Below are 14,975 nucleotides of genomic sequence, written 5' to 3'. Positions count from 1 at the left end.
GATGAACAACTTCTCTCTGCGCCGCACTGCGGCGTTGGCCGTACTCCCAGTGTTGCTCGCCAGCCAAGGCTACGCGCAAGACTTTCCACCCCAAAAACCGGTCACGCTGGTGGTCGGCTTTGCCGCCGGTGGCGCTGCCGATGCGGCCGCGCGCCTGATCGCCAAGAAGCTGGGTGAAAACATCGGCCAAACCGTCGTGGTCGACAACAAAGCCGGCGCCGGCGGCAACATCGCGCATCAGCAGGTGGCCAACGGGCCCGCCGATGGCTCCATGCTGCTGTTCGGCTCCATTGGCCCGCTCACCATCGCCCCGCATGTGATGAAGGTGAGCTACGACCCGTTCAAGGATCTGGCAGCGGTGTCGGGCGGCGTCAATTTCCCCAACGTGCTGGTCGTGCACAAGGGTCTGGGCATCAAGACGCTGGCCGAGTTTGTGGCGCTGTCAAAGAAAAAGCAGGGCAGCGTGGAATTTGCTTCTACCGGCGCAGGGTCTGCCTCCCATCTGGCGGGAGAGCTGTTCAACCAGCGCGCTGGCATCGACATGGTGCATGTGCCGTACAAGGGCGGCGCCCCCGCCCTGCAGGACTTGCTGGGCGAGCGAATTGCATCGTATTTCTCGGCGCCCCCTACGGCCTTGCCGCATGTGGAATCGGGCAAGCTCATCCCGCTGGCGACCACCGGTTTGACCAGGCCGGCTTATATGCCCAACATCCCGACCGTGGCGGAATCCGGTTACCCCGGATTCGAAGCGTTGAATTGGTACGCCTTTGTGGCGCCAAGCAAGACGCCTGCGGCCCTGCTGGATCGTTGGAACACAGAGATTGTGAAGGTGCTCAACGATGCCGGCGTCAAGGATGCGCTGAACAAGCACGGTTTGAGCCCGCAGCCCACGTCGCGTGCCGAGCTGACGGCTTTCATGAAAAAAGAAGATGTCAAGTGGAGCACCATTGTCCGCGAGCGCAAGATCACAGCCAACTGATAGCAGCCCTGAGGGCAAAGTTCTGATACTTTCTTCAAGACCGACCAGGGTTCGCTAGAAGGTTGATCATCTTGGCAAACCAGCGTGCCACACCACGACTTGGGTAAAGGTGGTTGTAGAGCGCAAGATGCCGGCCAGCGTAAGACAGTCTTGCGGGCCGGCCGCAGCGCTTAAAAGCTGTGCACGACGCCTGCAGAAACACCAGAAGCGCTGCTCTTGAAGCCGGTGCCCTGGTAGCCGTTTTTCCAGTGGGTCTGGTCCAACTCGGCATACGCGCGGGTGCGCTTGGAGAACTTGTACTCCAGGAACGCCACAGTGCGGTTAAAACCGTCGTCCACGGCCGCGGTGCGTGCGCGCCTGACTTGGTAATGCGCCAGGATCAGGTCCACGCTCGCGCCCAGCGGCACGGTGCCGCCCAGGCCCAGCGTGCGGTTGCGGGTCTTGGCAGTGGCGGAAGTTTCCGCCTCATGGTTGCCATAGGTCAGCGCAATCTTGTTGCCGACCAGCATCGCGCTGGCGCCGCCCAGGTAACCCTTGAGACTCAAGCCGGCCGCGTTCTTGAACTGCGCATACGACAGCGCGGCGGTGTAGCCGCCCGCTTGGTAGCCCGCGCCCACGCCCGAAGACGAGAGGTTCGACGAGTTGCCAGCCTGCTCGCCAAAGGCATGCATGGCCCGCACGCTAAAGTCACTGAAGCGGCCGACGTACTTGACCGAGTTGTCCAGCCGGTAAGCGCCGGTGGTGGACCCTGCGGGACCAAATTCAGCTGCCAGTCGATGCGCGCTCAGCGCGGCAATTCCCACGTTGGGGTTGAAGCTGGCAAACCGGCTGCCCAGCGGATCCACCGCGCTCACCACATCGGCGAGCACCGTGGTCTGGCGGCCCGCCGTGACGGTTCCCCAACTGCCTTGCAGGCCCACGATGGCGGCACGGTCGAACAGCTTGGTGGCGCTGGCCGAGGCGCCGGTGTCGAGGTTGACACCCGACTCAAGGTTAAAAATAGCCTTCAGGCCTCCGCCCAGGTCTTCCGAGCCGCGAAATCCAAACCGGCTGGTGGTGTTAATGCCGCTGTTGACGGCGCTGCTGGCGTCTGCCGATCCAGCATAGGCGGCGGTCAGCCCGCTGCTGTGGCGCACCCCGGCATCGGCCACGCCGTAGAGGGTAACGCTGCTTTGGGCATGGCCCGTGCAGGCCAATGCCAGCAGGGACAGGCCAAGCAGGGGTTTGCGGCAATTGGTGGAGTGAGTCTTCATGCGTTTGTCTCTTTCTTTTTTCTGAGGGTTAAAAAATTCCTGGGTTCAGGCTTTGCGCGCCGCCAATACCCGGTCCACCATCACGCCGGCCTGGCCCAGGTTGTTCATCGGGTCGCAAAACGACGCCAGTTGTTCGCGCGTGACGTGCTGGTTGATTTCCGAGTGCTCGGCCAGCAGGTCGATCAGCGGGCGTTTTTGCGCCAGCGCGGCGCGGCAGATGTCATAGACCAGGTCGTGCGCGTATTCGCGGCCGATGTAGGGCCCCAGGCCCATCATCACAGCCTCGGACATCACCAGCCCGTGCGTCATGTCGATGTTGCGGCGCATCTGACCAGCATCGACTTCCAGCCCGGCGAGGATGAACTTGGTCTGCTTGAGCGCCCCGGACATCAGGCAAAAGATTTCGGGCATGGCGACCCACTCGATTTCCCACGGGCCGGTCGAGCGTTCATGGTCAGCGACCATCGCGTCCATCAGCGAGGCGGCCAGTTGGCGCACCACCGAGATGTTGGCGTGGATGTACAGGCACGAGATCGGGTTGCGCTTTTGCGGCATGGTCGATGAGGAGCCGCGCCCTGGCGCATAGGGCTCGAACACCTCGGCCACCTCGGTCTGCATCATCAGCTTGACGTCCATGGCAATCTTGCCCAGCGAGCCGCCGACGATGCCGAGGAACGCGCCGACCTCGGCGAAGTTGTCGCGCACCGTGTGCCATGAAATCAAGGGCTGGCCCAGGCCCAACTCCTTCATCAGCCCGGCCTGCGTTTCCATGGCGCCGGTTTCCAGCGACGACAGCGTGCCCGACGCACCGCCGAATTCGCCCACCAGCACCCTGGGCTTGAGCTGCTCCAGCCGTTCGCGGTGGCGCTCGATGCCCGCCAGGATGCTGGCCATCTTGTAGCCGAAGGTGATCGGCGTGGCCTGCTGCAGGTTGCTGCGGCCGATGATCGGCGTGTCGCGATGCTCTAGGGCCAGTTTGGCGAGCGAGTTGGAGATGTCCTTCAGGTCGGCTTCGACCAGGCCCAGGCTTTCGCGGATCTGCAGCACGGCCGCCGTGTCGGTGATGTCTTGCGTGGTCGCGCCCCAGTGGCAGTATTCGCCCAGCTTGTCGCGGCAGGCAGCATTGATCTGGTTGACCACGGCAATGATGGGGTAGCCGATTTGTTCGGTCTTGGCCTTGAGCTTGACCCAGTCGATCTGCTCGATGTTGCAGTTCTTGACGATCTCGTCGGCCGCTTCCTGCGGGATGAGGCCGAGTTCGCCCTGCACCTTGGCCAGCGCCCGCTCGATGTCGAGATACTTGGCGGTGCGGTTTTCGTCCGACCAGACGCGCCGCATGGCCGCGTCGCTGAACATGTCGCCGAAGATTCGGGAGTCGATGATGGTGGATGGCATGAGGTTCTCCTGTGGGGTTTGTGTTTTAGGGGGTAAGACTTGAATCGGTGCGGGCGGCCTGCGCGGCGATGCGCTCGGCTTTCAGGACCACCGGCCGGTCGATCATCTTTCCGTCCAGCTGGAGGGCGCCGGTGCTGCACGCCTGCCAGGCCTGCAGCACGCGCTGCGCCCACGCCCGTTCTTCGGCGCTGGGTGCCAGCGCGGCGCGCACGGCGGCAACTTGGGCGGGGTGGATGCACATCTTGGCGCCAAAGCCCAGGCTGCGCGCATGGCGCATGTCGGCGCTGACCTGCGCGGCATCGAGCGCGGGCGTGACGCCCGCGACCGGCGAGTTCAAGCCGGCTGCGCGCGAAGCGATGGCGATTTGCGACGCCGCAAAGTCCAGCGCCAGGCTGTCCGCCGGAATATTCAGGTCCACCATGTAGTCGAGCGAACCGAACGCCAGGCACGCCACGCCGGGTGCGGCGGCAATGCCGGGCAGTCCCATCACACCGCGCGCAGTCTCGATCAATGGGAGCACGGTAGCGTTGATGGCCAGGCTGGCCAGCACGGCGGCCACCTGCGCGGCTGTCTCGCATTTGGGCAGCATGACGCATGCCGGCTGCACGGCGCGCATCAGCGCCAAATCGTCCAGGTGCCAGGGCGTGGCGTCATCGTTGATACGGATCAGCACCTTGCCCTGCGCTTCCCCGGCGCCAGTCATCCATTGGACAACGGCGTCTCGCGCCGCGGCCTTGTCGCCAGGGGCTACCGCGTCTTCCAGGTCCAGGATGACGCGGTCGGCGCCCGAGGCCAGCGCCTTGGCAAAGCGCTCGGGGCGGTTGCCGGGCACGAACAGGTAGGTCTGCGGTGGGTCGCCGGACATGGTCAGATCACCCCTTCGGCGCGCAGCTCGCCAATGCGCTCGGCGCTGTAGCCCTGGCCCTCCAGAATCGCGTCGGTGTGCTGGCCCAGCGCGGGCACGGCGTCCATGCGCGGCGCGCCGTGCTGCCAGGAGCCGGGCGGCAGTAGCGCGGGAACCCGGCCGGCGGCGGTGTCCACCTTGCGCCAGCGGCCGCGCGCCTTGAGCTGGGGATGCGCCCACACCTCGGCCATGGTGTTAACCTGGGCATTGGCGATGCCCGCCTGCTCCAGGCGGGTTGACACCTGCTCGGCGGTGAAGGGGGCGAATGCTTCAACAATCAGTGCTGACAGCTCGGCCCGCGCCGCGCTTCGTTTGGTATTGCCCGAAAAGCGCTCGTCGGTGGCCAGTTCCGGCTGCTGCAAGAGTTTGTCGCAAAAGATCTTCCATTCGCGCTCGTTCTGCAGGCCGAGCATCACGGTCTTGCCGTCGCCGGCGGGAAACGGGCCGTAGGGATAAATCGTGGCGTGGCTGGCGCCCGTGCGCGGCGGCGGCGGGGCACCGTCGAAGGCGTAGTACAACGGGTAGCCCATCCATTCCGTCAAGGATTCGAGCATCGACACGTCGATGCGCTGGCCTTCGCCGGTTTGCTGGCGGTGCATGAGCGCGGCCAGGATGTTGGTGTAGGCGTACATGCCGGCGGCAATGTCGGCAATCGACGGCCCGGCCTTGGACGGTGTCTCGGGCGTTCCCGTGACCGAGACAAAGCCCGCTTCGCTCTGGATCAAGAGGTCGTAGGCCTTCTTGTCGCGGTAGGGGCCGTCGCTGCCGTAGCCGGAGATGTCGCACACGATGATGCCGGGTTTCAGTGCCGACAGCGCTTCATACGACAGTCCCAGCCGCGCCGCTGCGCCAGGCGCGAGGTTCTGCACCACGACATCGGCTTCCTCCAAGATCAGCCGCATCAGGATTTTTTGTGCTTCGGCATGCTTCACATCGAGCGTGAGGCTTTCCTTGGAGCGGTTGGTCCAGACGAAATGCGAGGCCAGGCCGCGCACGCGCTCGTCGTAGCCGCGCGCAAAGTCGCCAACGCCGGGACGTTCGACCTTGATGACGCGCGCGCCCAGGTCGGCCAGCTGGCGCGTGGCGAAGGGCGCGGCAATCGCGTGTTCCAGCGTGACGATGGTGATGTTTTTCAGGGGTTGCATGAAAGTGGTCCTGGTCGGTGGTCAGGCAAGCGTTGCGGTGGCGTCCATCGTCAGCCAGCCTTCATGGTCGCGGCCCCACAGGCGCACGGTCTTGCCATCAAGCGAAGGCTGGCCGTGGACGGAAAAAGGATGGATGTCAAAGGTCGGCCGGACCGCGCGGAACTCGAAATTCGTCACGTTCGCCTCGGGCAACTGACGGCGCAGCAGGTCCATCAACAGCGTGGCAATCAACGGGCCGTGCACGATCAGGCCGGGGTAGCCTTCAGTCTCGGTGACGTACTGGCGGTCGTAATGGATGCGGTGGCCATTGAAGGTCAGCGCCGAGTAGCGAAACAGCAGCACGTCGTCGGGAACGATGCGCCGTTCCCAAGCGGACGCTTCAGGCGCGGCCTGTGGCGGCGGGCTCACGTCGCCAGGCTGCGCTGCGGCGCGGTAAACGATGTTGTGGTGCTCGGTCAGCGCGACATCCAGACTGGCGTTGCGGCGGATTTCATGGCGCACTTTCACGAAGATCAGGCTGCCGGTGCGGCCCGACTTTTCCTTCACCTCGGCAATCGTCGACGTCCGGCTCAAGGTGTCACCAATGCGCAGCGGCTCATGGAAGGCGAAGTCGCTGCCCGCCCACATGCGCCGGGGCAGGGGCACCGGCGGCATGAAGCCGCCACGCTTTGCGTGGCCGTCCGGCCCGATGTCGGATTGTCGGTAGATGGGCAAAAAATACAGCCAGTGCCACAGGCTCGGCAGCAGCGTGCCGGGCGCGGGGCGCTCCTGACCGGGCGTGGCCGGCCAGTCGAGCGTTGCGGCCAGGGCGGCATACGGCGTTGCCGTGGCGATGTCTTCAACCGTCTCGCTGTGGCCGGTCCAGTCTTGCAGGTTCATGCGCGTGTTCTCCGGGTGAGACAGGTTGACAGGGTTACTCAGCCTTGATCTTGGCGGTCGTCACGACGGTTTTCCAGTGCGCCACTTCTTTTTGCACCAGGGTCTTGAGCTGCTCGGGCGTGCCGGTTTCTACCTCGGCGCCTTGTTCCTGGATTTTTTTCTGCACCGCCTGGTCGCCCAGCACGCCGTTCATTTCGCGGTTCAGCCGGTCCACCACCGCTTTAGGCGTTTTGGCGGGTGCGAACATGGCATACCACTGCGACATGTTGACGTTGGCCACGCCCTGCTCGGCCAGCGTGGGCATGTCGGGAAGGAGCGCCGAGCGTTTCTCGCCGGCGATGCCGATCGCCCTGAGCCGGCCGTTTTTGATGTGCGGATAGGCCGTGAACAGGCTGGGGAACATCAACTGGGTGTTGCCCGAAATCGTGTCCACCACGGCGGGCGCCGAGCCCTTGTACGGAATGCTCACCACGTCCAGCCCGGCCGAGAGCTTGAACAACTCGCCGGCGATGTGCGGCGCCGTGCCGTTGCCGGCCGAGGCGTAACTGAAGGTGCCCGGCTTGGACTTGATCAGCTGCACCAGTTCCTTGACGTTCTTGGCCGCGACGTTGTTGTTGATCACCAGCACGGTCGGCGAGACCGCCACCATGCCGATGGGCTCGAAGTCCGCGACCGGGTCGTACTTGAGCTTTTGCAGCGCCGGGTTGATGCCGTGGGTGGCGATGTAGCCGAACATGATCGTGTAGCCGTCGGGCGCGGCACGGGCCACGAACTCGCTGGCGATCGCGCCATTGGCGCCGGCCTTGTTTTCAACAATTACCCCTTTTCCAAGCCGGGCGGCCAGGCCTTGTCCGATGATGCGGGCCATGGCGTCATTGGCGCCGCCGGCAGCGGTGGGCACGACGATGGTGATGTTTTTGGCGGGCCAGTCCTGTGCCAGCGCCTGGCTGGACGCGGCGCTCAGAAGCGCCATGGAAAGCCCGGCCAGCCAGGGCGTGAAGACCATGGAGCGGGTTGAAGCCTTCAATGAGAAAGGCGGGGCAGTGCGTGAATGCGGCATGTGAAAATCTCCTTCGATTTGGCTTGGGATCAACCAGCTGATCCTTGCTTTGAACACGATCATCCCTTGATCCTGCTGGCTTGTGAATTGCAAGTTTTGCTACCATTGCTGCATGGCACGCATCAATTTCGATTTGCAGCAACTGCAGGGTTTCGTGGCCGTGGCCGAGCGCGGCAGCTTTCGCGCGGCGGCCGAGCACATCAACTTGTCGTCCCCGGCGCTGAGCCGGCGCATCGACAAGCTGGAGACCATCCTGGGCGCGCGCCTGTTCCACCGCACCACGCGCGAGGTGGAGCTCACGCCGCTGGGCCGGGTATTCCTGGAGCGCGCGCGCACCGCGCTGGACGACCTGGAATCGGCCATGCTGGGCATTGCCGACATTGCCACCCACCGCAGCGGCCACGTGACGGTGGCCTGCGTGCCGTCGGCGGCCCTGTACTTTTTACCGAGTGTGATCAGCAGCTTTTCCCGCAACTACCCCGGCATTCGCATACGGGTGGTCGATGAGACGATGAACCTGGTGCTGCAAAGCGTGCTCTCGGGCGATGCCGACTTTGGCATCGGCTTCATGAACACCTTGATGCCCGAGATCGCCTTTGAGTCGATTCACGACGATCCCTTTGTGCTGGCGATGCCGCGCAACCATGCGCTGGCCAAATGTAAGACGGTGAACTGGGCGGATGTGGAGAAGGAAAGCTTGATTGCCGTGGCGCGCAGCAGCGGCAACCGCCAGCTGCTCGACGACTCCTTGACCAAAGCAGGCCTGAATCCGAGCTTTGCGTTCGAGGTCAGCCATGTCGCAACGCTGCTGGGCATGGTCGAGGCGGGCCTGGGCTTGGCGGCCGTGCCGCGTATGGCACTGGCCAGCACGCACGCCACGCTGGTGGGCCTGCCATTGCGCCAGCCGCACACCGTGCGCAGGGTGGGTTTGCTCATGCGCCACGGCATCAAGCTGCGGCCAGCGGCCGAGGTGTTTCACCAGCATTTGCGCACGGCCTTGAAGACCCGAAAATCGGCCGCTGGCGACCCGGCCTGAATTCTCCCAGGCGCTTGGCGCCATATCCGTGGCGGGTTTACTCGACCAGCTGCAGCTCCAACCGCAAGCCCGTCTGCTGGACCACCTGGCGCCACTTGGTCCGCTCGGCAAGCAGCAGGTGGTGCAGCTCTTCGGGCGTGCTGGTCTGCACTTGGGCGCCGTCGGCGTCGAAGCGGGCGATGATTTCAAGGTCCTGCAGCACGGTGTTGAGCGCGCTGTTGAGCTGCGCCACCACCGGCGCCGGCGTTTTGGCCGGCGCAAACAAGGCGTACCACTGGGTCAGCTCGATGCCGGCCACGCCCGCCTCGGCCAGCGTGGGCACGTCGGGCAGGCCGCTCAGGCGCGCCGGACCGGCCACCGCCAGCGCCCGCAGCTTGCCACTGCGCAAATAGGGCTGGGCGGTGAACAGGCTGGGGAACATCAGCTGGGCGTTGCCACGCGCGGTGTCGGCAATGGCCGGCGCCGCGCCGGCATGGGCCAAGCCGGGCAGCGTGATGCCGGTTTGCAGCTTAAACAGTTCGGCCGCCAGGTGCGGCGCCGTGCCTTCGCCGGCCGAGGCGTAACTGAAGCGCCCCGGCTGGGACCGGATGAGTCTGACCAACTCCGCCACGCTGTGCACCGCAAGGTCGGCGTGAACCACCAGCAGCGTGGGCGAGTGGCCGACCAGGCCGATCGGTGCAAAATCGGCCACCGGGTCGTAGCGCAGCGCCTGCAAGGCCGGGTTGATGCCGTGGGTGGCGATGTAGCCCAGCATCAGGGTATGGCCGTCCGGCCGGGCGGCGGCGACGAATTCGCTGGCAATGCTGCCGTTGGCGCCGGCGCGGTTGTCCACCGTCACCGACTGGCCCAGCACCGGACCGAGCTTGCGCGTCAAGGTGCGCGCCATGGTGTCGTTGCCGCCGCCGGCGCTGGTCGGCACGATGATCTGGATGTCCTGGCTTGGAAAGGGGCGCGCCGCCTGGGTGCTGGTCACTGGCTCCGGGCTGACTTGAGGAAACACGTAGCCGGGCAGGTGCAGCTCGCCCTGCATGATCTTGCGGGCGGTGCGCACCAGCGCCGCGCGCTGAATCGTCGCGTCCTGGCCTTCACCTTCCAGTTCGACTTCAATGTCGATTTGCCCTGCCGGGTGCAGCACCGTCAGCGGGTGTTTGCCTGCCGTCCTGGCCATGCCGCTGGCCACCGTGCCGGGCAATGCAAAGGCGGTCGCCACGCCGATGGCGCCGGTCACGGCATGCGAGGCATGGCAGCGCCGGGGTGTGAAATAGCGCGAGGTGATGCTGAGCGGGCCGTCGCCCGCGCTGACCAGCACCGGCTTGGGAATCACGCTGTCGGACACATCTCCCAGGCCCATGCGAACACCAGCGATCAGGCGCAGCGCCTCGATGCGCGCCAGGAGCGCCGTATTGGCATCGAGTTCTGCCGGCCGCTCGCGGCCCGTCAGACCCAGGTCGCTGGCGCGCAGGATCATCAAGGGCATGGCCGCGTCGATGCAGGTGAGCTCCAGCCCGTCGATCACGTCAATGCGCTGGCCGGTCGGGAACAGCTGGCCGGTGATGGCGCCCCAAGCGTCGAGAAAGTTCAGCAGGATCGGCGCAGCGGTGCCGGCCACGCCGTCAATCCGCGCATCGCCTTCGTAAGTGACGCGCCCGCCGGGCGTGCAGACGGTCACGTCGATGCGCGCGCCCGTGTTGACGTTGTAGATCCTCGCCGTGGTGTGGCCGTCCTGCGCCGGGATCAAACCCTGCTCAATCGCGAACGGCGCGACGCCCGAGAGCATGTTGCCGCAATTAGGCCGGGTGTCCACCGACTGATGGCCAACGCCCACCTGCGCAAACAGGTAGTCCAGGTCGCAGCCGCTCTGGCTCGAGCGCGACACGATGGCAACCTTGCTGTTGAGTGTGCTGCCCCCGCCCAAGCCGTCGAGCTGCAGCGGGTCGGACGCGCCGATGGCGCCAATCAATGCCTGGTCGCGGGCTTCATCGCCCTCGGGCAGCCATTCGCGCAGGAAAAACGGGCCGCGCGAGGTACCGGCGCGCATCAGCACGCAAGGTATTTTTCGGTTCAGCATGCCGAGCCTTCGGGCCGGCAGCAAGCGGTGATCAATTTCAACATCGGGTTTCCTGTGCGTGGCGGGGCTTTGATGCCTGCGCCTTCGCCTTGTGTAAGGTGGTTACCCGATGCATTGCCCGGTGGCTGTCAAGGTAGTTGTCGCCTAAAGTGAAGTGAGTCAGGCTGCTTTTTGCGTGTTTTGAGGCTCCTTGATTTGTGGGGTTTCCGGGTTGAGGTGAACGACATCGACATGCGCCCACTGGCGGGTCTGCCTTGACCAGCGCTGGGGATTTTCCTGGCGTGCCCGTTCATAGACGAGCGATCGCTCCTCAAGCAATGCCCGGTCCAGGCCGGCATGGCGTTGGGCTGGAGTCACGAAGCCAATCGCGCTGTGGTGATGCTGATGGTTGTACCAGTGCGCCAGCTCGGTCACCCAGCGCCTTGCGGCCAGCAGGTTTTCAAACGGCTTGACAGGCAATTGCGGGCGGTACTTCAGGGTTCTGAACGCCGATTCGACATAGGGATTGGAGCGAGCAGTCAACTGCGCCGCATGGCGACGTTGAGCGACGACCTTTTCGCGTCACCCATCCGCACCATCCGCTGTTCGGTCAGGTGTTCGATCTGGTCGAGCGTGGGAGGAACTGGCGCGAAGACAGGGTTTTTTTCCACGACACAGCAGGAGGCTCGCACTCGATGCCGGCGGTCTGGACCGACCTGGTCGCCGAAGACCCTTTCAATGCTGTGGCGCGGGGACGTGCCGCGTTCCGGGCTCAAGAACTCCTCGAATTGGTGCAACTGATCGAGGCAATGAAGTCATGAGCCGGCCCCTTCAGTGTAAAGAAGATATTGTGCAAAGTGTAAAGGCGATTACGTCTTGTCTTGCATCTGTTCGATGCTACTGGCATGGGAGCTCAACATACATGCTGCACATGAAACCTCCTATCGCTTGCAGTGATCACCTTGACAGTGTGTTCATGCCGAACATAATCCTATTTACATACATTGACTGGCCTGAGCCGAGGAGGGTCCATGCCCATAGATCGAGACAAGCACGACAAGCAAGCGGTCCTGCGCCAGCACGCTGCGCTCAACCCGCGTGCGCACGGCGTCACTCACGCACTGTTCGCCAACAACGCGTTCTTCGACCCCGACGATGTGCTGCAGGTCAAGTACGAGATGCTGCGACTGGTCAACATCGACAAGCGCTCGATCAGCGAGGCTGCCAAGGCCTGCGGCTTTTCGCGTCCCTCGTTCTACCAGGCCATGACGGCCTTCGAGAGCGGCGGCCTGGCCGCTTTACTCGCCCACAAGAGTGGTCCGCACGGTGGCCACAAACTCACGCCAACGGTGCTGCAGTTCATCTGCGAGGCGCGTGCTACCGATCCGGATATTCGTGCGGAGCGCCTGGCCGAGTTGGTGCACCAAAATTTCGGGGTGCAAGTTCACCCTCGCAGCATCGAGCGGCAGTTGCTGCGCAAAAAAAAACGGCGCTGATACCCGTGTCGCTTGCGCCGCTGCTGCGCGACGACAGTCTGGTTGCACGCTACGAAGATCTGCGCCAACAGGTGCTTGGCCGATCGGCCGTTCAACCCCAGGGCCTGGCTTTGTTCACCCGTGGCGGTATGTGCGCCTGGATGCAGGTGTGGAGTCAGTGCGTGGCGCCGACGCCGGTGCCGGCGCCGCCACAGGGTGACCAGCAGATCTGTCCAGCGCAGTTGCACAGGGACGTTGCAATGCTGCTGGCCAGTATGGTTTTGTTCAATCGGCAGGAGGCCCTCGTATGTTGAATGATCACCATCAGAAGGTGCAGGCCAGTCACCTCAAGCGCAACGCCTACCTCTATGTCCGCCAGTCGACGCTGCGCCAGGTGTTCGAGAACACCGAGAGCACCAAGCGCCAGTACGGCTTGCGCCAACGCGCCGTGGCCCTTGGCTGGGCAGACGAACGCGTCATCGTCATCGATACCGATCTTGGCCAGTCCGGCGCCGCCACGGATCGCGAAGGCTTCCAGCGCTTGGTCGCCGAAGTCGGCATGGGCCACGCGGGCATCGTGCTGGGTCTGGAGGTCTCGCGCCTGGCACGCAACTCCATGGACTGGCATCGGTTGCTGGAGATCTGCGCGCTCACCTCGACGCTGATCTGCGACGAGGATGGAGTCTATGACCCGGCACACTTCAACGACCGGTTGCTGCTCGGCCTGAAGGGCACCATGAGCGAGGCGGAACTGCATGTGCTGCGCGCGCGCCTGCAGGGCGGAATCCTGAACAAGGCGCGCCGCGGCGAGTTGGAGATGCGCCCGCCCGTGGGGTTGATCTACACCAGCGATGGCACGCTCGTGCTCGATCCTGATCAGCAAGTCCAGCATTGCCTGAGGTGGCTGTTCGCGGCGTTCGCCCGCACCGGCTCAGCCTGCGCCACGGTCAAGGCCGCGCGTGATGAGAAGCTGGCATTTCCGCGGCGCTGCGCCAAGGGTCCCCACAAAGGCGAACTGCTGTGGGGCAGCCTGACGCACGACCAGGTGCTTCGGGTGCTGCACAGTCCCCGATACGCTGGAGCGTTTGTTTATGGACGTTGCCATACGGTCAGGACCATCGATGGCCGCACCCGGCTGCGTCGAATGCCGCGCGATGAATGGGTCACGTTGATCCCGGGTAACCATGCGGGGTATATCTCTTGGGACGAGTTCGAGCTCAACCAGCATCGCCTGCATGCCAACGCGCAGGCGATGGGCACCGATCGGCGGCGCGGACCACCGCGCGAGGGTCCTGCGCTGCTGCAAGGAATGGTCTTGTGTGGGCGCTGCGGTCAACGCATGACGGTTCGCTATCACGATCGTCATGGGCAATTGTGTCCCGACTACATATGCCAGCGCGAACGCATCAAGCACGGTCAAGCGGTGTGCCAACACGTGCCCGGAACCGGCATTGACCAAGCGGTCGCAGCGGTGCTCATCGAGGCGGTCAATCCGGTTGCGCTCGAGGTGTCGCTGGTCGTTCAACAGGAACTGCAGTCTCGCTTTGAAGAGGCGGACCGCATGCGCCATGCCAATGTTGAACGCGCGCAGTACGAATGCGAACTGGCGCAGCGACGCTATATGCGCGTTGATCCCGACAACCGGCTGGTGGCCGACTCCCTGGAGGCGGATTGGAACGAGAAGCTGCGCGCGCTGGGCGATGCACGCGAGGAGTACACCCGTCGCCGGGATGAAGACGCACGCTTGTTGACCGACGAGCAGCGCAAAGCGATCGTGCAACTGGCCACCGACTTCCCTCGCCTGTGGAACGATCCGGGTACGCTCGATCGCGATCGCAAACGCATGGTCAGATTGCTGGTGGAGGACGTCACCTTGAATCGTGACGACAAGATCACCATACATATTCGCTTCAAGGGTGGTGCGCGCAAGTCGCTGCATCTACCCCTGCCCAAGTGCTCCTGGCAGCAGCGTGTGACGCCCACTGCCGTGGTCCAGGAGATAGACCACTTGCTTGACGAACACACCACGGCGCAGATCGCCGACGTTCTCAATGCTCGTGGATTCGCGCCGGGTGCGGGATCGGCATTCAATACACGGATGATCGCGCGTTTGGCGCGCGACTACCATCTCAAACCGCGGTACGACCGATTGCGCGAGCGCGGCATGTTGACACTGCAGGAAATGGCCGACGCATTGCACGTCACCCCCCACACTGTCAAGATCTGGCTGCGGCGCGGCCTGTTGCGAGGCCACGCCTACAGCGACAAGAACGAGTCCTTGTATGAACCACCAGGCGACCTGGCTCCCCGCAAGAAGCCCGGCGCCAAGCTCTCGCAGCGGCGTCTGGAGGCAACGGTTCCACCTGAACGTACGGAAGGAGTGCAGTATGCGACGTAGTCCTTGTCGTTGCTTACGGACGGCCGGCTGCGCGTGTGCGCCACTCCCAGGCGCTGCATCGTGGCCAGCATGGTCTCGCCCTTCATCGGCGCGCCATTGTCCGAATGCACCGTCAGCTGGCCCGGGGGAATGCTGTGCCGCGCGCAGATGTCGCGCAGCAACTGGCTGGCCAGCTCGGCACTCTCGCAATCGAACACCTGCCAGCCAACGATCTTGCGGCTGAACAGATCCTCGAACAGGTACAGGTAGAAGTGCTGGCCGCGCACCTGGGTTGGCAGGTACGTGATATCCCAGCAAAACACCTGATCGGGCCCGGTCGCGGCCAGGGCGCGCGGCCGGCTGCGCTTTTGCGCTGAACGCTCTGCGCGCCGATGGGCCAACTGGCCCTCCTGGCGCAGCAGGCG

Annotated in this window: 14 protein-coding genes and 1 pseudogene; 6 read left to right on the top strand and 9 right to left on the bottom strand. The window is 64.2% G+C overall.

Features of this window, described 5'->3' with window-relative positions; genetic code table 11:
• The first annotated feature begins 1 nt into the window (after position 1).
• Complete coding sequence (locus EC86_RS0124145; RefSeq protein WP_029528338.1) at positions 2–979, top strand: Bug family tripartite tricarboxylate transporter substrate binding protein; 978 nt, start codon at positions 2–4, stop codon at positions 977–979.
• Between the two features lie 170 nt (positions 980–1,149).
• Here EC86_RS0124145 and EC86_RS0124140 read toward each other — a convergent pair whose 3' ends face one another.
• From EC86_RS0124140 to EC86_RS0124115, 6 genes are read right to left on the bottom strand one after another with little or no spacing between them, the layout of a single operon-like run.
• A complete protein-coding gene (locus EC86_RS0124140; protein WP_029528337.1) occupies positions 1,150–2,232 on the bottom strand; it encodes a porin in 1,083 nt (360 codons plus the stop codon).
• A gap of 45 nt (positions 2,233–2,277) precedes the next feature.
• Positions 2,278–3,627, bottom strand: a complete 1,350-nt coding sequence (locus EC86_RS0124135) for a class-II fumarase/aspartase family protein (protein WP_029528336.1) — start codon at positions 3,625–3,627, stop codon at positions 2,278–2,280.
• Positions 3,628–3,652: 25 nt separating this feature from the next.
• Positions 3,653–4,492, bottom strand: coding sequence for an HpcH/HpaI aldolase/citrate lyase family protein (locus tag EC86_RS0124130; RefSeq protein ID WP_029528335.1), 840 nt, complete (start codon positions 4,490–4,492; stop codon positions 3,653–3,655).
• 2 nt (positions 4,493–4,494) lie between these two features.
• Complete coding sequence (locus tag EC86_RS0124125) at positions 4,495–5,676, bottom strand: CaiB/BaiF CoA transferase family protein (protein ID WP_029528334.1); 1,182 nt, start codon at positions 5,674–5,676, stop codon at positions 4,495–4,497.
• A 21-nt stretch (positions 5,677–5,697) separates the two neighbouring features.
• Positions 5,698–6,555 (bottom strand): HTD2 family dehydratase, encoded by an 858-nt coding sequence (locus EC86_RS0124120; protein WP_029528333.1) that lies wholly within the window; start codon positions 6,553–6,555, stop codon positions 5,698–5,700.
• 34 nt (positions 6,556–6,589) lie between these two features.
• Complete coding sequence (locus tag EC86_RS0124115; protein ID WP_029528332.1) at positions 6,590–7,615, bottom strand: Bug family tripartite tricarboxylate transporter substrate binding protein; 1,026 nt, start codon at positions 7,613–7,615, stop codon at positions 6,590–6,592.
• A gap of 112 nt (positions 7,616–7,727) precedes the next feature.
• Between EC86_RS0124115 and EC86_RS0124110 the strand changes: the two genes are divergently transcribed.
• Complete coding sequence (locus EC86_RS0124110) at positions 7,728–8,651, top strand: LysR family transcriptional regulator (protein WP_029528331.1); 924 nt, start codon at positions 7,728–7,730, stop codon at positions 8,649–8,651.
• Positions 8,652–8,688: 37 nt separating this feature from the next.
• Here the strand turns inward: EC86_RS0124110 and EC86_RS0124105 are convergent, their stop codons facing one another.
• Entirely contained in the window at positions 8,689–10,719 is a 2,031-nt protein-coding gene (locus EC86_RS0124105; RefSeq protein ID WP_232230041.1) for a 4-oxalomesaconate tautomerase, read from the bottom strand.
• 159 nt (positions 10,720–10,878) lie between these two features.
• Positions 10,879–11,241, bottom strand: coding sequence for an integrase core domain-containing protein (locus EC86_RS0124100; RefSeq protein ID WP_029528223.1), 363 nt, complete (start codon positions 11,239–11,241; stop codon positions 10,879–10,881).
• Here EC86_RS0124100 and EC86_RS28235 point away from each other — a divergent pair.
• From EC86_RS28235 to EC86_RS0124080, 4 genes are all read left to right on the top strand, one after another.
• Complete coding sequence (locus EC86_RS28235; protein ID WP_269635758.1) at positions 11,211–11,519, top strand: DUF5372 family protein; 309 nt, start codon at positions 11,211–11,213, stop codon at positions 11,517–11,519. The genes EC86_RS0124100 and EC86_RS28235 overlap by 31 nt on opposite strands.
• Before the next feature lie 210 nt (positions 11,520–11,729).
• Positions 11,730–12,194, top strand: a complete 465-nt coding sequence (locus tag EC86_RS0124090; protein ID WP_029528224.1) for a helix-turn-helix domain-containing protein — start codon at positions 11,730–11,732, stop codon at positions 12,192–12,194.
• A gap of 5 nt (positions 12,195–12,199) precedes the next feature.
• Positions 12,200–12,487 carry a hypothetical protein gene (locus EC86_RS0124085; protein WP_029528225.1) on the top strand — a complete coding sequence of 96 codons (288 nt, stop codon included), beginning with the start codon at positions 12,200–12,202 and terminating at the stop codon, positions 12,485–12,487.
• Entirely contained in the window at positions 12,481–14,571 is a 2,091-nt protein-coding gene (locus EC86_RS0124080) for a recombinase family protein (RefSeq protein ID WP_029528226.1), read from the top strand. Before EC86_RS0124085 ends, EC86_RS0124080 begins: the two co-directional genes overlap by 7 nt.
• 32 nt (positions 14,572–14,603) lie before the next feature.
• On the opposite strand, the pseudogene EC86_RS30445 reads toward EC86_RS0124080, so the two are convergent.
• A pseudogene (locus tag EC86_RS30445) lies at positions 14,604–14,951 on the bottom strand (DDE-type integrase/transposase/recombinase); the annotation flags it as partial.
• Positions 14,952–14,975 lie beyond the last annotated feature (24 nt).

It is taken from the genome of Polaromonas glacialis, assembly GCF_000709345.1.
Taxonomy (GTDB): domain Bacteria; phylum Pseudomonadota; class Gammaproteobacteria; order Burkholderiales; family Burkholderiaceae_C; genus Polaromonas; species Polaromonas glacialis.
Note: the sequence above shows the minus strand (reverse complement) of the source record. Positions and strands in the feature narration are given on the sequence as shown.